The following is a 21,455-nucleotide window of genomic DNA, read 5'->3' as shown; positions in this document are numbered from 1 at the left end:
CAGCTCTTCGTTTCTATCTTCGCCGGGTTAACTATGGTGATGATCGCCCTACATTACGACTGGCCGTCAGAAGTGATGGGTGGCGTGTGTGGCATGGCCGGTTGGTCAGGTGCGTCACTGATTAAGGCGCTGGAGCGTCGATTCCTGAATAAAGCGAGTGATAGCAATGAATATCAGTAAAAGCGGCATTGAGCTGATCAAGCGCTTCGAAGGCCTGCGATTGAAAGCCTATCAGGATTCAGCTGGCGTCTGGACGATTGGTTACGGATGGACGCAACCGGTAGACGGTAAGAAAGTCGGCCCCGGAATGCAGATAGATCAGGCCACTGCCGATCGGCTGCTGAAATGCGGTGTTGTGCAGTATGAGCAGGGCGTTAATCAACTGGTGAAGGTGCTCATCACACAGGGCCAATTCGACGCGCTGGTGAGCTTTGCGTATAACCTCGGCCTGCGGTCGCTGAGCACATCCACGCTTCTAGAAAAGCTGAACGATGGCGATAAGCAAGGCGCAGCAGACCAATTCGGGCGGTGGGTGAATGCTGGAGGTAAACGGCTTGATGGTCTGGTGGCGCGCCGTGCAGCAGAACGCGAGATGTTTTTGTCATGAACACCTCATTCAGCTTCCGCACTATGGCGATCGGCCTGTTGCTAGTGGCGTTGATTGTTGCCGGAAGGTTGGCGTTTTACTTCCACAGCAACGCAGTACAGGCCGGTGAGCAGGTTAAGCAGCAGGAAAAGACGCTGGCGCAGCAGTCAGGACTGATCTCAACACTGCAAGCACAAGACCGGAAGAACAGAGCCTTGGCAGCGGAGCAACAACAAAGAGAACAGCTACTACGCCAGCGCGAGGAAACCTACCAGAGGAAATTGCGAGATGCACTTAAAGGCAGTAAATGTGGGAATAGTCCTATGCCTGCCGCTGTTGTTGAGCTCCTGCAGCAGAACGCCGCCGGCACCACAGCAAATCGTCCTGTTGCCCCCTGAATCCGTGTTTACTCCCTGCGAGCAGCCAATCCTGCAGGGTGACACCTGGGGCGACGCGGTGAGCTACACGCTGTCACTGAAAACAGCTTTATCAATCTGCGCCGGTCAAGTGGAGACGCTCAACGTCTGGCGACAAGCCGTGGATTTACAAAATTCTGCAGAAGGCACTCATCGAGCACCATAGAAAACTCTTTAAAAAAAAATAAATGCTATTACCCTATTCCCTCCATCAAAATCGAGGGGATCATATGTACCTAAAAGTTAAACTAATCAAAGGAAGGGGCCTTGTTGGTAAGGATCCAAGCAATGATAAAGTTTACATGATAAACACAGGGTTATCATTTACCGGTGTTACGAACAACGGGGATAAATGTTCTGTGATTAATACCTCTGGAGTTGAATCTCTTCAAGATATCTCTGAAAGAATGATTGTTATTCATGGTAATACTGTGCTTGCTAATGATTTGCTGATTCGCCCTGATGAGCAGTGGGATTTGAGTGAAATTAAGCTATAAGTAGAGCGCTAAACATCACATTCTCAGGGCCAAACGACTCGCGATACCAGCAAATGGCAGAGGCCAACAGCAAGAAATGACTGAACCCGCTTCGGCGGGTTTTTTTATGCCTGCACGCAAGGTGAATGCAAAAGGTACTCCCGAGGGGGTACCCCAGCCACGGGGCGGCGACCTCGCGGAAAACGGCTAGTTTTTGAGTTTTCATGCTGTCAGCAGCAGGTGCAATAACTATTTGATATATAGATATAAAAATGTAAATCAGGTGACAAAATCGAAAAGGCACTGTCATCTGACCAGCTTGCAACCCTTTGAGTTAACGAAATAAATCGTGACTTCACCTGACAACGTGAGGTGTCAATGTCCAACATCAGCAATCTGGGGGACGCCTACAACTGGAGCGTAGCGAAGATTGCTGAAGCTTTTGGGCTGAACCGCGGCACGGTGCGAAAGCGGCTGCTTGAGGCTAATACGCCGATCGCCGGCACGGTGAAAGGCAACCCTGTTTATGCCCTTAAAGACGTGGGGCCAGTGTTGTTTGGCGCGCCCGAGCCCGCCGATATTGAAGATCTTCAGAATCCGAACAAGATGGGGCCGAAAGACCGCAAGGACTGGTACCAGTCGGAAAATGAACGAATCAAGCTTGAGGAGTCGCTTAAACAGCTGCTCCCGGCATCAGAGGCACACCGGGAAATGGCCTTATTGGTTAAGGCAATTTCGCAGGTGCTGGATACCTGGCCAGATAAGCTGGAGCGTGACCGGGGCTGGCGCCCGGATCAGATAGCTGAAGCTCAGGCCGCCATAGACGAAATGCGGGAAATGTTGGCTGCGGAAGTCGTGACAGTGGAGGGGGAAAACGATGATAGCTAACTGTTACGCATCGGCCAGCGCCCTGCGTCGTGAAGTGGCCACATTACTAAAACCGCCACGGCGCATGCCGGTGGCGCAGGCTGTTGCCAAGTATATGCGGGTACCAATGGGCGCCGGGAGTTCGCTTCCATGGGATGCGACGCTCACCCCGTATATTATTGAGCCGATGAATTGCCTGGCATCGCGCGAGTATGACGCAGTGGTCTTTGTCGGCCCGGCGCGGACAGGGAAAACGGTAGGGCTTATTGACGGCTGGATCGTTTATACCATCGTCTGCGACCCGGCTGATTTTCTACTGATTCAGATGACCGAAGAGAAAGCTCGCGAGCACTCCAAAAAGCGCCTCGACAGGACGTTTCGTGTCAGCAAGGAAGTTGCACAGCGTCTTAGTCCCCGAACCAACGACAATAACGTCCACGATAAAACATTCCGGGCTGGCAACTACCTGAAGATCGGGTGGCCATCGGTCAACATCATGTCATCCTCGGATTATCGGTTTGTAGCCCTGACGGACTATGACCGCTGGCCGGATGATATTGATGGGGAAGGGGATGGTTTCTCACTGGCATCGAAGCGAACTACCACGTTTATGTCCTCGGGCATGACACTGGTGGAAAGCTCACCAGGGCGAGAGATCACAGATGGGAAATGGCGGCCGAGTTCGTTGCATGAAGCGCCGCCGACAACCGGTATCTTGTCGCTGTTTAATCGTGGCGATCGCCGCCGCTGGTATTGGCCATGCCCACATTGTGGTGAGTTCTTCCAGCCTGTTAAAGCGAACATGACGGGGTTTCGCGAACATACCGATCCGGTCGTGGCCAGCGAGGCAGCCTATATGGAATGCCCTCACTGTGCCGGGCGGATAACCGCAAATCAAAAGCGTGAACTGAACGGCCGCGGTGTGTGGCTGAAAGATGGGGAGAAAATCAGGGCAAACGGTGAACGTTATGGCGAGCCGCGGCGATCGCGCATCGCCTCATTCTGGATGGAAGGGCCGGCGGCGGCGTATCAAACCTGGGCACAGCTGGTTTATAAACTGCTGACGGCTGAGCAGGACTTTGAAGCCAATGGCAGCGAGGAAACGCTGAAAGCGATCATCAATACAGACTGGGGCTTGCCTTATCTGCCGCAGTCAGCAACCGAACAGCGAAAATCGGATGCATTGATGGCACGGGCGGAGCCTGTCACGAAGCGCGCGGTTCCCGAAGGGGTTCGCTTCCTCGTGGCAACAGTGGATGTTCAGGGCGGTAAAAATCGTCGTTTTGTCGTGCAGGTCATGGGATATGGCGCTCATGGCGAGCGCTGGCTGGTGGATCGCTACAATATCAGGCAGTCGATGCGTTTTGATAAGAACGGCGAAAGCCTGCCGGTTGATCCGGCCGCCTATCTTGAAGACTGGGACTTATTGCGCACGGATGTACTGGATAAAAGCTGGCCACTGGATAAAGACCCCAACGTAAAAATGCCTGTACTGGCCATGGCCGTTGACTCCGGCGGTGAGGACGGTGTAACGGGCAATGCGTACGAATTCTGGCGCAAATGCCGCCGGGATGGTGTGCAGAAACGCGTTTATCTCTTCAAGGGCGACAGCCAAGCCCGCAGCAAGTTGATAAGTAAAACATTCCCCGATAATACAGAACGTTCAAACCGGCGCGCGCAAGCACGCGGGGATGTGCCGCTTTATCTTCTGCAAACCAACGCGTTGAAAGACCGGATTAATAACGCGCTGCTGCGCGGTACGCCGGGGGCTAACTTTGTGCATTTTCCCGACTGGATCGGCGAATGGTTTTATGACGAGCTTACGTACGAAGAGCGCAGTCCAGATGGAAAGTGGAAGAAGCCGGGCCGCGGCGCCAACGAAGCATTCGACTTGATGGTTTACGCACAGGCGCTGGTGATCTTGCGAGGTTACGAGAAGATCAAATGGGAGAAGCCGCCACCGTGGGCAGAACCCTTTGAATATTCAACCTCCCCGTTACCATCAACAAAACCAGTATTCCGCCCAAAAGCAGTACGTGAAACAGAACCAAAAGATCCCGCCGGCGCTGAAAATAAAACGTCGGCGTGGGCGCCTATTAATTCTTCAGGAGGGTGGCTATGAATCAGGCCGATATCGAAAACATGATCCAGGGCTACGTGGCTGCGGAAAAGGCGGTTCTGGAGGGGAAGTCGATCACGTTTAACGGCCAATCAATGACGATGGAAAGCCTGTCAGAAATCCGCAAAGGGCGGGCGTACTGGGAGCGAAGGCTAAGCGATCTGATCGCATCGCGCCGCGGGCGGCCGATGTACAAAGTGGCGAGGTTCCCATGAGTTTTATCGATGATGTGATCGGCATTCTCTCGCCGGCATGGAAAGCTGGTCGGTTGCAGGCCCGCTATAAAATTGCTGCCTATGAGGCGGTAATGCCGACTCGAACCCATAAGGCACGCAGAGAAAACCGTAACGCTAATCAGTTGACGCAGTTTGGTGGCCGCTCCTTGCGAGAGCAGGCGCGCTGGCTGGATAACAACCACGATCTGGTGATCGGCTTACTGGACAAGATGGAGGAACGCATTGTCGGTGCGCGCGGGATCATCGTTGAGCCTCAGCCACTGCTGCGAACTGGCGAGGTAGCGGATGATCTGGCCAAGGAGATTCGAGCCGCATGGGCGGAGTGGTCTGTGGCGCCGGAAGTCACTGGGCAATATACCCGCCCGGTAATGGAGCGGTTGTTGGCACGCACCTGGCTGCGGGACGGCGAGGTGTTCTGCCAGATGGTTCAGGGAAAAGTGGCCGGGTTGACCCCGCAGGCCGGCGTGCCGTTTTGGCTGGAAGCCCTGGAGCCTGATTTTGTGCCGCTGGACAGCAATGACAGTGGTGCAGGGCTTTGTCAGGGGATTTTCCTTAATAACTGGGGCCGGCCCCAAAAATATCAGGTTTACAAATCTCTGATCACGTCGGGCATTGCCCTGGGAAATGTCAAAGAGATCGCAGCAGAGAACATGCTGCACCTGAAATTTGTGCGTCGCTTGCACCAGGTCAGGGGTAACAGCTTGCTTTCCGGGATCCTTATCCGACTCAGTGCGCTGAAGGATTACGAGGATGCTGAATTGACCGCAGCCCGTATTGCCGCTGCGCTTGGCATGTACGTAAAAAAAGGGGATGGGCAGTCTTACGATGGGGATAACTCACCTGATGATGATCGTGAAATGGATATCGTCCCCGGCATTCTCTATGACGGGCTTCAGCCGGGTGAAGAAATCGGCATGATTAAGTCGGATCGTCCTAATCCCAACCTTGAAAACTTCCGTAATGGGCAGTTACGGGCAGTATCCGCCGGTAGTCGTGGCAGCTACTCCAGCATCGCGCGGGATTATAACGGTACCTACTCCTCCCAACGGCAAGAGCTGGTGGAGTCATTCGAGGGGTACAATATCCTGCAAGATTCGTTTGTGGCAGCGATTTCTCGCCCGAATTACCGAAACTGGCTGCAGATGGCGATCACCTCTGGCGTGATAAAAACCCCGGCTGATCTCGATCAGAAATCGCTGTTTAACGCCGTGTATAGCGGCCCGGTGATGCCGTGGATTGACCCGCTGAAAGAGGCCAATGGTTGGAAAGTTCAGGTGAGAGGCGGCGCTGCCACTGAAAGTGATTGGATCCGTTCTCGCGGCGCCAATCCGGCGGAGGTGAAGCTCCGGCGCAAAGCTGAAATTGACGAAAACAACAAGCTGGGGCTGGTGTTTGATACCGATCCCGCCAACGACAAAGGAGGCACCAGTGCCGAAGCAACGAAACAGGGCGAGTCGTCGTCCCAAAGCGAACGCCGGAAGAAATAACTCTTGGTTTCGCATGCAGGCCAAGGCCAACAGCTCTGCCGATATCTATATCTATGACGAGATCGGCTACTGGGGGATCACGGCAAGGCAGTTTGTTAAAGATTTGCAGGCGCTGGGTGACATTACTCAGATCAACCTGCATATCAACTCTCCGGGTGGCGATGTTTTTGACGGCATCGCCATTTTTAATGCCCTGCGCAATCATGGCGCTGCGATCACTGTACATATTGACGGTCTGGCGGCTTCCATGGCGTCAGTGATCGCGATGGTTGGCAATCCCGTCATCATGCCGGAAAACACCATGATGATGATCCATAAGCCATGGGGCTTTGCTGGCGGCGACGCCAACGACATGCGGGATTACGCAGACTTGCTGGATAAGGTCGAGAACGTGTTGATCCCGGCCTATGTCGCCAAAACAGGAAAGTCGGCGGATGAAATCGCCGCCATGCTTGACGATGAAACCTGGATGGATGGCAAAGAATGCCTCGCTTTAGGTTTCGCTGATCAGGTCACCCCCTCTCTGCAGGCCATGACCTGTATTCATTCCAAACGCATTGAGGATTTTGAAAAAATGCCAAATGATATCCGTAACCTGATCACCCCGCCGCGTAATAGCACGACGCCTGCACCGCAGCCGAATCCACAACCAGCCCCGACGGTACCCGAAAATACCGTGGATGCTGCTACGATCCGCGCGCAGGTGGTGGCAGAGCAAAAGGCCCGCGTGACCGACATCAATAACCTGTTTGCCATGTTCGGCGGCAAGCATCAGGAGCTGCAGGCCAGCTGCATCGCTGATCTGGATTGCACCGTCTCTGCGGCAAAAGACAAGCTGCTGGAAATGCTGGGCAAAGGGACTACCCCGTCCGACAAAACCGCGAACGGCGCACAAGCGCATATCGGTAACGGTAACATTGTTGGCGATAGTGTCCGGCAGATGTTGATGGCGCGTGCCGGCTATGAAGAGCGTGACAACAGCAACGCCTATAACGGTATGACGCTGCGTGAATTGGCTCGTATGTCGCTGACCGAACGTGGCATCAGCGTTTCGGCGTTAAACCCGGTTCAAATGGTCGGTTTGGCGCTGACCCACAGCACGTCCGACTTCGGCAACATTCTGCTGGATGTGGCAAACAAGTCGATTTTGCAGGGCTGGGAAGAGGCCGACGAAACGTTTGAACAGTGGACGAAGAAAGGCCAGCTTTCCGACTTTAAAACCGCAACCCGCGTGGGACTGGGCGGTTTCCCATCGTTGCGCCAGGTGCGTGAAGGTGCCGAATATAAGTACGTCACCACCGGTGATCGTGGCGAAAAAATTGCGCTGGCGACCTACGGTGAGATCTTCCCTATCACCCGCCAGGCCATCATTAACGACGATCTCAATCAGCTGACCGATGTACCGATGAAGATGGGCCGGGCGGCGAAAGCAACGATCGGCGATCTGGTCTATGCCGTGCTGGTGGACAACAAAGTCATGTCCGACGGTAAAAAGTTGTTCAGTGCCGACCACAAAAACATGACAACCGGCGCCATTGATGTGGCAAACCTGGATAAAGCCCGTCAGCTGATGCGTACGCAAAAAGAACCGACTACCGGTCGTTCGCTGAATATTCGTCCTGCGTTCCTGCTGGTACCGACGGCGCAGGAGACAGTTGCCAACCAGACTATCAAGTCGGCTAGTGTGAAAGGGGCAGATATTAACGCCGGCATTATCAACCCAATCCAAAACTTTGCCTCTGTGATTGGCGAGGCGCGCCTTGACGACGCGGATCCGGCCGCATGGTATCTGGCATCGGCCAAGGGCAGCGACACCATCGAGGTTGCGTATCTCAATGGCGTTGACGTGCCATATATCGATCAGCAAGAGGGTTTCAACACTGACGGTATCGCGACCAAGGTACGCATTGACGCTGGCGTGGCCCCGATCGATCACCGCGGCCTGACGTATTCGTCCGGCAAATAAGCCAGCCGCGCAATCATTATGGCCCTGACGGGCTTTTTTTATACCTGAAATTCGGCCCCCTGGGGCCGTATGGAGAGTTTCAAATGGCTACGAATTTTGTGCAGAACGGTAACACCATCGCTATTACCGCGGCCGCCGCGGATATTGCCAGCGGCGATCCTGTTGTCGTGGGTGATCTGGTCGCCGTAGTGATTACGGACATCGCTACCGGCCGCACCGGTGATGGCTTCGTTTCCGGGGTATTCCAACTGCCTAAATTGGCGGCGGATGTCATTCCGGCCGGCAAAAAGGTGTTCATCAAGGATGGCGTCGTGCAGTTGGCCGCAACTGACGCTGTGGCTGCTGGCTTTGCCTGGGAGGCGGCGGCGAAAGACGTCACTGTGGTTGCGGTAAAACTCAATGGCTAACCCGTTTGACAGGATGGCCGCTCGGATGGATCGCGTCACGCAATCCCGGTTCGGCAAGCCTGTCATGTTGAGTGGGGCGCCTCATATTGTCGTTGAGGCGCATTTTTTACCCGAACTGCAGGCGGTCAGCGGAGATGGCATCTCGCTCGTGGTATTTACCGCGGGATACCGCCCCCGGCGTAATGATCCGGTGGAGTTCGATGGTAAATCCTACATCGTGACGCGATATCAGCAGTTTAACGGTAAGCCTCATATCTGGATCGAATAGGGGAATGACGATGAAAGGTATCGAGCAGGCCATTCGTAATCTGAACACCCTCAGTAAATCCATGGTGCCGCGCGCCACTGCCCAATCGTTAAACCGCGTGGCAGGCCGAGCTATTAGCCGCAGTACCAAGCTGGTGGCTGAGGATGTGAGGGTACAACAGAAGCTGATCCGGCAACGCGCCAGGTTGCGAAGAGCGAGTGCTGAGCAAAATCCACCACGGGCGACGCTTTCAATCAACCGCGGTAATCTGCCGGCGATCAAACTGGGGGCGGCAAGGGTACAGCTTTCTCGCCGGGTAGGTTTTGTTGGCAAACAGGGAAGCGTACTGAAGATCGGGCGTTTTACCTTTCGTCATGCATTTATTCAGCAGTTGGCTAATGGCCGCTGGCATGTCATGCGGCGTGTCGGTCGGTCACGTTATCCGATCGAAGTCGTCAAAATCCCGCTGGTGACACCACTAACCAAAGCCTACCAGGAAGAGACGCGGCGCTTGCTGGAAACCGATATGGGTAAGGAAATGGGCTATGCCCTGAAAAACCAGCTGCGTCTTTATCTTGTGAGGAAAATTGGATGATTAAGCACACAGCGATCCGCAACGCAGTGCTCGAGCGCTGTCGCTCAACGATCACTGATGACGTGACGTATTTTGACGGCCGCCCGGCCTTCATCGATGAGAACGATCTACCGGCAGTCGCCGTTTTCCTCGATGACGCGCGTTATACGGAGAATGAACTGGATACGGACATCTGGCGAGCGATGTTGCACATCGTGGTGTATCTCAAAGCTACTCAACCCGACGCAACGCTCGATCAGTGGGTAGAAGAGAAGATCTACCCCGTTCTGAAAGATATCCCTGCACTATCCCCCTTGATTGAAACCATGAGCCCCGTTGGCTATGACTACCAGCGAGACGATGAAATGGCCACCTGGGGCGCTGCCGACCTTTCCTATCAACTGACTTATACCATGTAAGGAGCCTGATAATGGCAACTCCGAATCCGTTGGCGCCAGTTAAAGGTGCTGGGACTACTTTTTGGCTTTATACAGGGAATAACGATCCCTTCTATAACCCACTCAGTGATGAAGGGTGGACGCGATTAGCAAAAATTAAAGAACTACAACCTGGTGAGATCACGGCAGATTCATACGACGATAATTATCTCGATGATGAAAATGCTGACTGGAATGCGACAGCACAGGGTGAGAAATCGGCAGGGGAAGCCAATATCACGCTGGCCTGGAAGCCCGGAGAAAGCGGTCAGAAAGGGTTGGTTCAATGGTTCCATTCCGGTGAAGTCCGCGGTTACAAAATCAAGTACCCGAACGGCACCGTGGATGTATTCAAGGGGTGGGTGAGTAGCCTTGGCAAGACGGTGACGGCCAAAGAGGTTATCACGCGCACCATTAAGGTAACCAACTCGGGCAGACCATTTATTGCAGAAGATGGTGATTCCCCGATTGTTCCTGTGACAGGGCTCACTGTTTCACCAACTACCGCTAATGTTGCGGTTGGGGCAACCGTTGACCTGACCTTCAGCGTTTTACCGGCGAATGCCACGGATGCAACGCTACGAGTTTCCTCTTCAGCGCCAGCAACGGCAACTGTGACGCTTAATGGCAAAGTGGCCAAAGTGAAAGGGGTAAAAGCCGGTAGCGTTGATGTTGTTGGCATGACGAATGACGGACTGTTTGTGGCGCTGGCCAAAGTCACCGTTGCTTAATTTTACAACTACGCCCCGAAAGGGGCGCTTTTATGGGCGGATTTATGCTGAAAAAAGACACTTTCGAATATGCCGATCAGAAGATCGACATCAGCGAGCTTTCAGGTTTACAACGTATTGATTATCTGGCTTTTATCAAGAAAGAGGCCGACCAGTTTGATGCGATGCCTGATGAAACCAGTGATTCCGACAAGAATATCGCATTTACCACCATGCGCCTGCGGATTAACGCCTGGCTGATTGCACGGTCTTTGTGGCATAGCGATAAAAAACAAGATGTTGAAAATATTCAGCAGGATATTTTGGCTGACTGGTCTGGCGCCGCTATCGCCGGCTGCAGCCACAAAATTTTGACGTTGAGCGATATGATCCCAACGGAAATTGAACCTGCAGCGGATGCTACCGTAGGCGATGAACCTAAGCACGATCAGGAAATCACCCCGGAAAAGCCCTAGCCTCCGAAATCCAGTTCGCCATGCGGTTGGCGCGCGAATTCAAGCGCCCAGACTGGAGGCGAATGCTTTCAGAGATCAGCGCATCTGAGCTGGGGGAGTGGGCCGCTTTTTATCGGGAATATCATTTTTCTGATGGCCTGCTTGATGCCGAATTTTCGTCACTCAAGGCTATGCTGGTGGCGCTGAACACTACCGGCGATGACCCTATTTATCCAAGTGACTACAGCTTACTGACCCCGCCAGAGCCGGAAATAGAGCAGACGGACGATGATCTTATGTTGATCGGAGAGGGGATTTTCGGAGGGGTTCGCTATGACTGAGCAGATTGCTGATCTCGTCGTCAATCTGGATGCAAATACAGTTTCGTTTCAGGAGCAGATGGGACGTGTTGAACGTCAACTGCTCGAGTCTAGCCGAAAAGCTGATGTGTCTACTGAACGCATGCGGCGCCTGGCTGAGCGTCAGGCATCTGCGATCGGCGGAATAGCAGAAAACAGCGCCAGCGCAACCACAAAGATGCTGGCCAGCCAATCCACTGCCGTGGATGGCATGAAGGGAAAATGGGCTGAGGCGTCACGCGCCGTTGATGAAACGCACCAGCGTGTCGCAGAACTCAGCGCCAGACTTAGAGAGGAGCAGCAGCAAACCCAGGTTACTGGTGACGCTCAGGATCGTCTGACTGCATCTTTTTTCCGCCAGATTGATGCGATCAAGGGCGAGGAAAATAGCCTACAGGAACTTCGGGTTATTCAGGAACAGATCCGGACCGCCAGGGCTTCCGGAAACATTACGCAGGGAGATTACCTCTCACTGGTGACGGAGACGGCGACGAAAGAGCGTGTATTGGCTCAAGCGGAACGCGAGGCCACTCAGACTAAAATTGCGTTTCTACAAAAATTACGTGATCAGAATGCGCTTTTCCGTTCGTCGGCATCAGAATCAGCGGCTTATCGTGCCTCCCAACTTGGGATCAGCCAAGAGGCCGCCCCTCTTATTGAATCATTGCGTCAACAAGAAGTGGCGACTCGTCGTGAAGCTGATCAAAAACGCGCTGCAGCAATAGCCGCACGTGGTTTGAAGGCTGCACTTGCGGAGCAGGAAGCGGCTGAACGAGCAGCCACGAGAGAGGCTGAACGCGCACGAAGCCAACGCGAAAATTTTTTGTCTACTCTGCGTGACCAGGTGGAATTACAGGGTAAAACCACTTCGCAGGTTCAAGAATATAAAGCAGCGCAATTGGGAATTTCTCAGCAGGCTGCACCGCTGATTGCCAAAATCAGGGAACAAGAGAACGCGTGGCAGCGCGGCACCATTTCAGTGGGTCAATATCGAATGGCAATGCGCCAATTACCGATGCAGATCACCGACATTACAACCTCCCTGGCGTCTGGCGCGCCAATCTGGTTGGTTGCCATTCAGCAGGGTGGCCAGATCAAAGATAGCTTTGGTGGAGTAGGGAATGCGTTAAAAGCGATACTCAGTCTGTTAACGCCAGCGCGCTTACTGCTGGGCGGTACTGCTGCTGTGATGGGATTGCTGGCTTACGACGCTTACGACAGCAGTAAAAGGATCGCCGACCTTAATCGCGAACTTGCGCGGACCAATGGTGTATCCGGATTAACAAAACAGGGCCTGCAAGAATTAGTCTTTCAAGGTACGTCAGCCGGCCAATCATTTACGGCAGTGACTGACTCGCTCAAGGCGTTGATTGCCGCTGGCGCCACGTCTGGAACTAATTTTTCACAGGTAAGCCAGGCGATCGCTGCATTCTCGAAAGAAAGTGGTGAAGGACTGGACGCCTTGGCCGGGAAATTCACTGCTATTGCCAAGGATCCCAGTCAGGGGATTCTGGCGCTGAATGAAAGCCTGCATTTCCTGACCGCTGAACAGTACGCCAACATTCGATCCCTTGAAGAACAAGGGCGGCACATGGACGCGGTGAAGCTGGCATCTGATTTGGCGGCACAAGCCATGCATAGTGCTGCCGAAAAAATGAAAACCGAGCTTTCTTCGGTTGAGTCCTACATGCGCACGCTGAAAGACATGGCTGGCGGTATGTGGGATGCCATCACGGGGGTTTTTCGTGACAAAACCGCCGGCGATGCTGCAGCTGAATTGGCGTCACGTGCTGCCAATCTGCAGGCGCAGATCGAAAATTCGGAACGGACAGGTTACAACCAGAAGAACGGTAAACTTCAAGCGTGGCGTGAGGAACTCGCTTCTCTCAACTCCCAGCTTGACGCTCTGAATCTGCAGCGCGGTGTTCAACAAGGCCTCGCAAATATTGCGCAGCAACAAAAAGCGGAAGAGCAGGATCGGTTGCGCCTTGCACAGCAGCAGGATGCGTTAGCAACCACGCTGCAAACCAAGGAAGAGAAGCGTGCAAAGCTGATCCGGCAGACGAACGAAGCTTTTGAAAAAGGGCTGATCAAGTCCGAAGTTGAGCGTGACAAACAGATCCAGCGCATTAACGAGCAATTCAAGGATCCGAAAAAACCAAAGGGGCCACAATACCGCACGCCGGCAGGTGAAAAAGCATCGGATAGCGCAGAGTCGGAGCTGCTGGCGCTTCAGGCGCAATTGCAGGTGCTACGTCAGCACACGGGCCTGAATGATACGATCAGCCAGCAGCGCAAAGACCTGTGGAAGACGCAGGCGCAATTCGCAGTGCTTGAAGAGGCTGCCGGTAAGCGTCAACTCTCTGATCAGGAAAAATCGCTGCTATCCAGCAAGGATAAGGTGCTGGCTCTGGCAGAGCAAAAAGCCGAACTCGGTGATCAAATTGCTCATCAGGAACGGCTGAACAAATTGCAGGATGCCTCGACAAAATATGTCATCCAAATGGCAGAAAAGCAGCAGGCGCTGCAGCGCAGCGCCGGATTGGGAGATCGAGCTGCGCAGCGGGAGAGCACTTTCGCTCAGCTTCGGCAGGGCTGGCAAAATCAGGGAGGAGATCTGAACGATGCGGGTTATCAGCGGCAGCTGCAAGCAGCTCAGGACTACTATGCCGCTGAGGACAAATTGCGCAGTGATTGGATGGCTGGCGCTTCCAGCGCCTGGAGCAACTATAAGGATCAGGCTTCGGACGCCGCCGGCATGACAAAGTCCCTGTTCACTTCTGCATTCTCAGGCATGGAAAACGCATTGGCGTCATTTGTAACGACAGGGAAGGCTGGGTTTAGAGAGTTCACTAGGGCGATCCTCTCTGACCTTGCAAAAATAGCGTTGAGAATGGCAATGAGCCAGGGGTTGCAGAGTCTTTTCGGCGCCATGGGTGGTGGTGGCAATAACCCCGGCCAGGTTCCATTGTTTGCGAACGCCAAAGGAGGCGTTTATTCGTCACCATCATTGAGCGCATATAGCGGACAGGTAGTGAACCAGCCTACGTTCTTCGCTTTCGCCAAAGGGGCCGGCGTGATGGGTGAGGCCGGTGCTGAGGGCATATTGCCTCTGAAACGTGGCCCTGATGGCCGCTTGGGCGTCAGCATGTATGGTGCACAACAACAAGCGCCTTCATCGCCTAATGTGTACATCACTATTGAAGGTGGCGGAAATATTAATACGCAGGCCGATCCTGGCTGGGAAGAGTTCGGGAAACAGATGGGAAGTATTGCCGCGCAGAAAAGTCAGGAGGTCATCAACCGCAACCTGAAGCCAGGGCAACCGATCTGGAAAGCAATCAAGGGGACATAATGGCGATAGAAACATTCAGTTTTCCGGCGAGAGTTAATTCCTCCGCTGATACTCGATATCGGATCAGAAAAGCTCAATTTGGTGATGGTTATACACAGGTGGCCGGCGATGGTATTAACCCTGTGATCCGGTCATGGGAACTCAATTTTACGGGGCCACGGGAGTTTATTGAAAACGTAACTCGATTTCTTGATGTTCACCAGGGGGTTAAATCATTTCAATGGCGCCCACCATCTGGTGTTGTTGGGCTTTACCGTTGTGAAGGTTATAAATCTAATACCATGAAAAAAAATTGGTATTCAGTCACCGCTACCTTCATCGAAGCTTTTCACGTTTAACCGAGATTAATCATGCTGAATACAGACCTGCAGAAGTTTGAGCCGGGCAATCGCGTTCGTCTTGTTGAAGTGGACGGGACAAAGTTCGGTGCTGATATTCTGCGCTTTCACAGCGACACACTCCCCTACACACAGGAAGAACTGGCAGCTGCTGGCGGGGACGAAACGAAACTACCCGCAAAATCGATCTGGTGGCAGGGCAAGGAGTATGGGCCGTGGCCGTTTTCCGTTGAAGGGCTGGAAATATCCTCCGACAGCCAAAGCACGGAGCCGAAATTGACGGTTGCCAATATCAACGGCCTGATCACTGCACTTTGCCTTCAGTTTGAAGATATGGCGCAGGCGAAGGTTCTGATCCACGATACGCTTGTGCATTACCTCGATGCCCGCAATTTTCCTGAAGGGAACCCAACGGCCGACCCGGTGCAGGAAAAGCTACAGGTGTTCTACATCGATCGCAAAGCGACGGAAATCGATGAGGCGGTGGAGTTCGAACTATCCAGCCCGGCAGACCTGCGGGGATTGCGTATCCCGACCCGCCAAATTCACAGTCTGTGCACCTGGTGTTCGCGTGGATGGTATCGTACCGGCAAGGGCTGCGATTACGCAGGCACGCGATACTTTGACGACAAGGGAAATCCGGTGGATGACCCAAGTAAAGATCGGTGCGGTGGGCTGCTGAGTGATTGCCAAAAACGTTTTGGTGAGACTGAGCCTTTACCGTTCGGCGGCTTCCCTGGTGCAGCCCTGATTAAGCAGTAGGTGGCGTTATGAAAGAGAAAACCATAGCGGCCATTATGGCGCACGCCGAGGCTGAGTATCCGCGCGAGTGTTGCGGCATCGTGGCGCAGAAATCCCGCGTTGAGCGTTACTTTCCCTGCCGTAACCTGGCGGATAATCCCACCGAACAGTTTCACCTGTCGCCAGAGGATTATGTGACCGCTGCCGAGTGGGGGACGATCACAATGATTGTGCACAGTCACCCGGATGCCACCACGCAGCCGAGCGAACTGGACAAGGCGCAATGTGACGCGATGGAGTTGCCCTGGGCGATTGCCAGCTGGCCGGAGGGTGACTTGCGAACGATCATGCCGCGCGGGGAATTGCCGCTGGTAGGTCGCCAGTTCGTGCTGGGACATACCGACTGCTGGGGGCTGATCATGAGCTATTTCAGGCAGGAGCACGGCATAGTGCTCCAGGATTACCGCGTTGATTATCCGTGGTGGGAACGGGGCGAAAATCTCTACATGGACAACTGGCACGACTGCGGCTTTCGAGAGTTCGACGGCCCACCGATGCCGGGTGACATGGTGATTATGCAGGTTTCCGCTCCGGTGGCGAACCATGCCGGTATTCTGCTCGAAGACGGCATGCTGTTACATCACATGTACGGCATGCTTAGCCAGCGTGTGCCTTACGGCGGTTATTGGAAAGAGCGAACTGTGAAGGTGCTGCGTCACATAGAGCTGATGTGATATTAACTTTGCTATCTGGTACTATCTTATTAGTGATTACATATGGAGGTAGTGATGTGGATCTGATAGCAATATTAATTAGTTTCGCAATAATTGGTTGCATTCCAGCGGCTATAGCCAGTAGCAAAGGGCGTTCTTTTGGTGAGTGGTGGCTGTATGGGGCATTATTATTCATAGTAGCGCTAATTCACTCATTGTGCATAAAAAAAGATCAGAAAGCTATTGAAGACTCTCTTTTATCCGATGGTTTTGCAAGGTGCCCATATTGTGCTGAATTGGTTAAACAAGAAGCATTAAAATGTAAGCACTGCGGGAGTGATATTGGCGACGAGCTTGAAAAAATTAAAAATAAAAAGTTCTCAATTAAAGATATAGAACATACTACTTTATTCGAAAAGTTTAATGATGCCTACATTCTAAATGATAACGCAGTAAAGCTAATGGCTGAAAGTATCAAGAAGAACGCAAAGTCTACTAACCCTGCATATATTTTTGGTGAGTTTCAGCCAGATATTAACTACGTTAAATATTTACTTCCTAACTCGCTTCATGAACAGTTCATAAAAAGAATTAAATATTGGATAAAAGCGTAGCTTAAAATTAAACCAAACAAAGCCCACCTACTGGTGGGCTCTTTCATAGGTGTATTTATATGTTTATTGAGAGTAAAGTAAGAACTATAAGATTTCATGGCCCTATGGTAAAGGTGTTTGGTCGAGAGTTTAAATATCGGGCACCAACGGTGCCAAAGGCGATTGATGCTATGAAAAATTTATTGCCCGGTTTCGAGCGTTACATGCTTGAGGCGCACAAGCGCGGCCTGACATTTTCAGTTTTCGTTGGTAAGCGCAATGTCGGGCAGGATGAACTTGAACTCACCAAAGGGACGGAAGATATTCACCTTGTTCCCGTTGTGATTGGGAGCAAGCGTGCTGGCCTATTCCAAACTATTTTAGGGGTGGCATTAATTGGTGCGGCTATGGCCTTCTCACCCGCTGGGCTTGGTGTTTTTTCGGCAACGGGGGGGTGGGCTTCTATGGCTTATGCAGGTGCAGCAATGGCCCTTGGTGGTGTTGTTCAAATGCTATCCCCGCAAATGGGAGGATTGCGCATGCGCCAAGACCAGGACAACAAGCCGAGCTATGCCTTTGGCGGGCCTGTCAACACCACGGCGCAGGGTAATCCTGTTGGTGTACTGTACGGTACGCGTGAGATAGGCGGAGCTATTATCTCTGCTGGTATTTACACTGAAGATCAACAGTAAGCCGAGAGGCGGGAGTGAGTTATGGCATATAAAAAATCGAATGAAGGGTTATATTTCTATAACCCTAATGGAACTATCCGCGTATTTCTTCCAGCCCTCGAATCATTTCAATTAACTCGTGAAAAGCAGAAGAAGAGTTAGAATTAATAGGGTCAATGCCAGTTCTTTCAAGAAGATTCAGCAGTATAGCCTTGTTTTCTGGGTTGTCTCTTCCCCAGAGGTCAACTAAGACTGCTAAGGCAACTTGTAGGGCAATAACTCTTCCTTCATTGGTGGCATTTGTTTGGATATCCATGCTTTTCCTTTAGCGACTACCAGAGTTAATCAGCCATCCCTCTGATTTCAAACGCCCATGCCTCTACATGGACGGGCTGAGCCATTACAAGATAGTGCCTTAATTTTATCCGTAAACCCTGATATTTGATCAGTGTATTCACTACGCCGCTTATCGCGGCTTTTTTCATTGGTGCAATATGGACAATGTAACGATAAAAGGCCGCAAAGGTGGCGGCGGCGGTGGCCACACGCCAGTAGAATCGCCGGACAGCATTCAATCGATCGCCAGAGCGAAGATGTTATTTGCGCTGGGTGAGGGCGAGTTTGCCGGTGGGTTGGATGGCACAAACATTTTTGCTGACGGTACCCCCGCACTTAATGCCGACGGTTCTGAAAATTTCCCCGGATTCCGCTGGGAGTTTCGTCCTGGTACGCAGGCACAGGATTATATTCAGGGTATTCCTGCTGTCGAAAACGAGATCACCGTCGGCACAGAGCTGAAAAGTGGCACGCCGTGGGTTCGGTCTGTATCGAACCTGCAACTTTCCGCTGTGCGTCTGCGCTTTGGCTGGCCGATGTTGCAAAAGCAAGAAGACAACGGCGATGTTAACGGCTACCGCATCGAATACGCCATTGATGTGGCCACCGATGGCGGCAGCTATCAGGAAATGTTAACGGCAGCAATCGACGACAAAACCACCTCGCTGTATGAGCGTTCTCACCGCATCAACTTACCGAAAGCCACTACGGGCTGGCAGGTGCGCGTTCGTCGGTTGACGCCTAACGCCAACAGCGCACGGATCGCCGATCGTATGAACATCGAGGCGTTGACGGAAATTATCGACGCCAAGTTGCGCTATCCGAACACGGCACTGCTGTATGTGGAGTTCGACTCCAAACAGTTTCCGAACATCCCGAAGATCAGCTGTGCGCCACGCGGACGGGTTATCCGCGTGCCTGACAATTATGACCCGGAAACACGCAGCTATACCGGCGTTTGGACGGGGGGCTTTAAGTGGGCCTACAGCGATAATCCGGCCTGGGTGTTCTACGACATTATTTTAGCCGACCGCTTTGGCCTGGGCGATCGCATTGACTCCACCCAGGTATCCGAGTCTGAACTGTATCGCATCGCGCAGTATTGCGATCAGCCGGTGCCAGATGGTCGCGGCGGTGATGGTATGGAACCGCGCTTTACCTGCAACGTTTACATTCAATCCCGAGAGGATGCCTGGACGGTGCTGAGCGATCTGGCCGGTATCTTCCGTGGCATGACCTATTGGGGACAAAACCAAATGGTCGCCCTGGCAGATATGCCGCGTGATATGGACTTCACCTATACCCGTGCCAACGTTATCGACGGCAAGTTTACCTATTCGTCTGCCAGCGAGCGCACCCGCTACAGCACCGCAATGGTCAGTTGGTCTGATCCGGCGAACCACTATGCCGATGCGATAGAGGCTGTATTTGATAGCGACCTGGTGCGCCGGTACGACGTGAACCAAACCGAGCTGACGGCGATCGGTTGTACCCGCCAGAGCGAGGCAAACCGCCGGGGCCGCTGGGCATTGCTGACTAACAGCAAAGACCGCACGGTCAGCTTCTCCGTGGGGCTGGACGGCATGATCCCCATGCCGGGGCATATCGTAGGCGTGGCCGATCAGATGGTCGCCGGTCGGGTGATCGGTGGACGCATCAGCAGCGTGGACGGTCGCAAACTGACGCTGGATAGAAAGCCGGGCGCTAAAGCTGGCGACCGCCTGATCGTTAACCTGCCTTCAGGTAAAGCGCAGGCACGCACCGTGCAGGCGGTGAATGAGCGCGTGGTGACTGTGACCACTGCCTATAGTGAAATACCGGTGTCGGAGTCTGCCTGGTCTATCGACGCTGACGATCTGGCGGTGCAGCTCTACCGTGTGGTGGGTATCGCTGACAATGGCGACAACACATTTACCATTAACGCAACCGAGCATGACCCGAACAAGTACGCCCGCATCGATACCGGCGCGCGTATCGACGATCGGCCGATCTCCATCATTCCGCCCGGCGTGCAGGCGCCGCCGAAAAACATCACCATCGCCAGCTACTCCTCGGTGAGCCAGGGTATCGCGATTACCACCCTGCGCGCCGCCTGGGGTGCGGTTGAAAATGCCATCGTCTATGAGGCGGAATGGCGCAAAGATAACGGCAACTGGGTATCGGTGCCGCGCACCTCGGCGCTCGGCTTTGAAGTGCCGGGAATTTATGCCGGTCGCTACCTGGTGCGCGTGCGGGCCATCAACGCCAGCGATATATCGTCCGTCTGGGCGACGTCGATGGAAACCTACCTGAAAGGGAAGGAGGGCAAGCCGCCGGTGCCGGTCGGCTTCAAGGCTTCGCCTTTGTTGTGGGGTATACAGCTCGATTGGGGATTCCCAGACGGGGCTGAAGACACGCTGAAAACCGAAATCCACTATGCGGACAACGCAGCCGGGAATAACGCGATGTTGCTGGCCGATATCCCGTACCCGCTGCACACGCACACCATGACCGGGTTGAAAGCGGGGCAGGAGTTCTGGTTCCGCGCTCGTCTGCAAGACCGAACCGGCAACCAGGGCGACTGGACTGGCTGGATTAAGGGGCAGTCGAACGCTAACGCCGGTGACTACCTGGAGAGCATCGGAGATGGCTTCCTGACCGACAAGGACGGCGACCGCCTCACTGGCGACATTGACACAAACATTGAGGCCATTATCCAGAATGCGCTGGCTAACAACGCGACGGTTGAGCACCAGTGGGCGCAGTATGGCACGGTGCGGGCTGATATTCTGGTGGTGAAAACCACGATAGCGGAAGTCGATCGCGCCCTGGCCGAACTGTCTACGCAGGTGCAGGCGCAGATTGACGATGTGACAGCGGTACTGGAGGACAAGCTGACGGCAACAGTTGATGCCGATGGCGCAACGGCCATCCACACACTGAAAGCGGGTGTGAGGGTTAACGGCGTGTTCTACAACGCGGGCATGTCGATCGCCGTGCTGGCGGAAACCGGGAAACCCGTCATCACCCGTATCGGTTTCAACGCCAATCAGTTCGTGTTGATGAGCGGCAGCGGCGACACGCAATATTCGCCGTTCGCTGTAGTCAACGGACAGGTATTTATCAGCGATGCGTTTATTCAGAACGCTTCTATCACGTCGGCGAAAATTGCGGATGCGGCAATCACCAACGCCAAAATCAGCGGGTTTATTCAGTCCGATAACTTCAGCGCGACCAGCGGGTGGCGGATGGATAAAAGCGGTGCAGGGGCCGGGCAAATCCAGATTAACGGCGGCGACGGTAATGGGCGCATGGAGATACGCGGCGACCAGATTAATGTTTATGACGCTGGCGGTAATCTTCGGGTGAGAATGGGGAGGTTGTAAC

General features: G+C 53.4%; 24 protein-coding genes and 1 pseudogene. 24 read left to right on the top strand and 1 reads right to left on the bottom strand.

Annotated features, from left to right (window positions below):
* The 23 genes and pseudogenes from HMPREF3138_RS27075 to HMPREF3138_RS09885 all read left to right on the top strand — a co-directional run.
* Window positions 1–180, top strand: a pseudogene (locus HMPREF3138_RS27075) (phage holin family protein); the annotation flags it as partial.
* Complete coding sequence (locus tag HMPREF3138_RS09975; protein ID WP_070558989.1) at window positions 167–607, top strand: lysozyme; 441 nt, start codon at window positions 167–169, stop codon at window positions 605–607. The pseudogene HMPREF3138_RS27075 and the gene HMPREF3138_RS09975, both read left to right, overlap by 14 nt.
* Window positions 604–984, top strand: coding sequence for a DUF2570 family protein (locus tag HMPREF3138_RS09970; RefSeq protein ID WP_070558987.1), 381 nt, complete (start codon window positions 604–606; stop codon window positions 982–984). The genes HMPREF3138_RS09975 and HMPREF3138_RS09970 overlap by 4 nt, the downstream gene beginning before the upstream one ends.
* Window positions 875–1,168, top strand: coding sequence for an Rz1-like lysis system protein LysC (lysC, locus tag HMPREF3138_RS27070; RefSeq protein WP_230122570.1), 294 nt, complete (start codon window positions 875–877; stop codon window positions 1,166–1,168). The genes HMPREF3138_RS09970 and lysC overlap by 110 nt, the downstream gene beginning before the upstream one ends.
* Before the next feature lie 64 nt (window positions 1,169–1,232).
* The gene (locus tag HMPREF3138_RS26270) at window positions 1,233–1,499 is read left to right on the top strand and encodes a hypothetical protein (RefSeq protein WP_139145140.1); all 267 of its coding nucleotides are present in this window, start codon (window positions 1,233–1,235) and stop codon (window positions 1,497–1,499) included.
* A gap of 357 nt (window positions 1,500–1,856) precedes the next feature.
* On the top strand, window positions 1,857–2,366 hold the full coding sequence (locus HMPREF3138_RS09965; RefSeq protein ID WP_043138219.1) for a DUF1441 family protein: 510 nt from the start codon (window positions 1,857–1,859) through the stop codon (window positions 2,364–2,366).
* Window positions 2,356–4,467, top strand: a complete 2,112-nt coding sequence (locus HMPREF3138_RS09960) for a phage terminase large subunit family protein (protein WP_070558985.1) — start codon at window positions 2,356–2,358, stop codon at window positions 4,465–4,467. The genes HMPREF3138_RS09965 and HMPREF3138_RS09960 overlap by 11 nt, the downstream gene beginning before the upstream one ends.
* On the top strand, window positions 4,464–4,679 hold the full coding sequence (locus tag HMPREF3138_RS09955) for a hypothetical protein (protein ID WP_033646499.1): 216 nt from the start codon (window positions 4,464–4,466) through the stop codon (window positions 4,677–4,679). The genes HMPREF3138_RS09960 and HMPREF3138_RS09955 overlap by 4 nt, the downstream gene beginning before the upstream one ends.
* Window positions 4,676–6,187, top strand: a complete 1,512-nt coding sequence (locus tag HMPREF3138_RS09950) for a phage portal protein (RefSeq protein ID WP_070558983.1) — start codon at window positions 4,676–4,678, stop codon at window positions 6,185–6,187. Before HMPREF3138_RS09955 ends, HMPREF3138_RS09950 begins: the two co-directional genes overlap by 4 nt.
* The gene (locus HMPREF3138_RS09945) at window positions 6,129–8,153 is read left to right on the top strand and encodes a ClpP-like prohead protease/major capsid protein fusion protein (RefSeq protein WP_070558981.1); all 2,025 of its coding nucleotides are present in this window, start codon (window positions 6,129–6,131) and stop codon (window positions 8,151–8,153) included. Before HMPREF3138_RS09950 ends, HMPREF3138_RS09945 begins: the two co-directional genes overlap by 59 nt.
* 83 nt (window positions 8,154–8,236) lie before the next feature.
* The gene (locus HMPREF3138_RS09940) at window positions 8,237–8,560 is read left to right on the top strand and encodes a capsid cement protein (protein ID WP_070558979.1); all 324 of its coding nucleotides are present in this window, start codon (window positions 8,237–8,239) and stop codon (window positions 8,558–8,560) included.
* Window positions 8,553–8,828, top strand: a complete 276-nt coding sequence (locus HMPREF3138_RS09935; RefSeq protein ID WP_043138198.1) for an ATP-binding protein — start codon at window positions 8,553–8,555, stop codon at window positions 8,826–8,828. Before HMPREF3138_RS09940 ends, HMPREF3138_RS09935 begins: the two co-directional genes overlap by 8 nt.
* 4 nt (window positions 8,829–8,832) lie before the next feature.
* On the top strand, window positions 8,833–9,402 hold the full coding sequence (locus tag HMPREF3138_RS09930; protein ID WP_170913160.1) for a phage tail protein: 570 nt from the start codon (window positions 8,833–8,835) through the stop codon (window positions 9,400–9,402).
* On the top strand, window positions 9,399–9,800 hold the full coding sequence (locus tag HMPREF3138_RS09925; protein ID WP_070558977.1) for a phage minor tail U family protein: 402 nt from the start codon (window positions 9,399–9,401) through the stop codon (window positions 9,798–9,800). Before HMPREF3138_RS09930 ends, HMPREF3138_RS09925 begins: the two co-directional genes overlap by 4 nt.
* Window positions 9,801–9,811: 11 nt before the next feature.
* Window positions 9,812–10,549, top strand: a complete 738-nt coding sequence (locus tag HMPREF3138_RS09920; protein ID WP_060446892.1) for a phage tail protein — start codon at window positions 9,812–9,814, stop codon at window positions 10,547–10,549.
* A gap of 32 nt (window positions 10,550–10,581) precedes the next feature.
* Window positions 10,582–11,004: a phage tail assembly chaperone G gene (gpG, locus tag HMPREF3138_RS09915; RefSeq protein WP_230122571.1), complete on the top strand. Its 423-nt coding sequence runs from the start codon at window positions 10,582–10,584 to the stop codon at window positions 11,002–11,004.
* Between the two features lie 20 nt (window positions 11,005–11,024).
* Complete coding sequence (locus tag HMPREF3138_RS09910; RefSeq protein WP_070558975.1) at window positions 11,025–11,324, top strand: phage tail assembly protein T; 300 nt, start codon at window positions 11,025–11,027, stop codon at window positions 11,322–11,324.
* Entirely contained in the window at window positions 11,317–14,697 is a 3,381-nt protein-coding gene (locus HMPREF3138_RS09905; protein WP_070558973.1) for a phage tail tape measure protein, read from the top strand. Before HMPREF3138_RS09910 ends, HMPREF3138_RS09905 begins: the two co-directional genes overlap by 8 nt.
* Window positions 14,697–15,035: a phage tail protein gene (locus tag HMPREF3138_RS25360; RefSeq protein WP_072271165.1), complete on the top strand. Its 339-nt coding sequence runs from the start codon at window positions 14,697–14,699 to the stop codon at window positions 15,033–15,035. The genes HMPREF3138_RS09905 and HMPREF3138_RS25360 overlap by 1 nt, the downstream gene beginning before the upstream one ends.
* Window positions 15,036–15,044: 9 nt before the next feature.
* On the top strand, window positions 15,045–15,797 hold the full coding sequence (locus HMPREF3138_RS09900) for a phage minor tail protein L (RefSeq protein ID WP_210394207.1): 753 nt from the start codon (window positions 15,045–15,047) through the stop codon (window positions 15,795–15,797).
* Between the two features lie 8 nt (window positions 15,798–15,805).
* Window positions 15,806–16,510 carry a C40 family peptidase gene (locus HMPREF3138_RS09895; RefSeq protein WP_070558957.1) on the top strand — a complete coding sequence of 235 codons (705 nt, stop codon included), beginning with the start codon at window positions 15,806–15,808 and terminating at the stop codon, window positions 16,508–16,510.
* 56 nt (window positions 16,511–16,566) lie between these two features.
* The gene (locus HMPREF3138_RS26820) at window positions 16,567–17,103 is read left to right on the top strand and encodes a zinc ribbon domain-containing protein (protein WP_210394205.1); all 537 of its coding nucleotides are present in this window, start codon (window positions 16,567–16,569) and stop codon (window positions 17,101–17,103) included.
* A 59-nt stretch (window positions 17,104–17,162) separates the two neighbouring features.
* Window positions 17,163–17,774, top strand: coding sequence for a tail assembly protein (locus HMPREF3138_RS09885; protein ID WP_070558955.1), 612 nt, complete (start codon window positions 17,163–17,165; stop codon window positions 17,772–17,774).
* 73 nt (window positions 17,775–17,847) lie between these two features.
* On the opposite strand, the gene HMPREF3138_RS26265 is transcribed toward HMPREF3138_RS09885, so the two are convergent.
* Window positions 17,848–18,069 carry a hypothetical protein gene (locus HMPREF3138_RS26265; protein ID WP_139145139.1) on the bottom strand — a complete coding sequence of 74 codons (222 nt, stop codon included), beginning with the start codon at window positions 18,067–18,069 and terminating at the stop codon, window positions 17,848–17,850.
* Between the two features lie 178 nt (window positions 18,070–18,247).
* On the opposite strand from HMPREF3138_RS26265, the gene HMPREF3138_RS09880 reads away from it, so the two are divergent.
* Window positions 18,248–21,454, top strand: coding sequence for a TipJ family phage tail tip protein (locus HMPREF3138_RS09880; protein WP_070558953.1), 3,207 nt, complete (start codon window positions 18,248–18,250; stop codon window positions 21,452–21,454).
* Window position 21,455 lies beyond the last annotated feature (1 nt).

This window comes from Serratia sp. HMSC15F11 (assembly GCF_001808215.1).
Classification (GTDB): domain Bacteria; phylum Pseudomonadota; class Gammaproteobacteria; order Enterobacterales; family Enterobacteriaceae; genus Serratia; species Serratia nevei.
The sequence above is the reverse complement of the archived record's forward strand: the minus strand, read 5'-3'. Positions and strand labels throughout refer to the sequence as shown.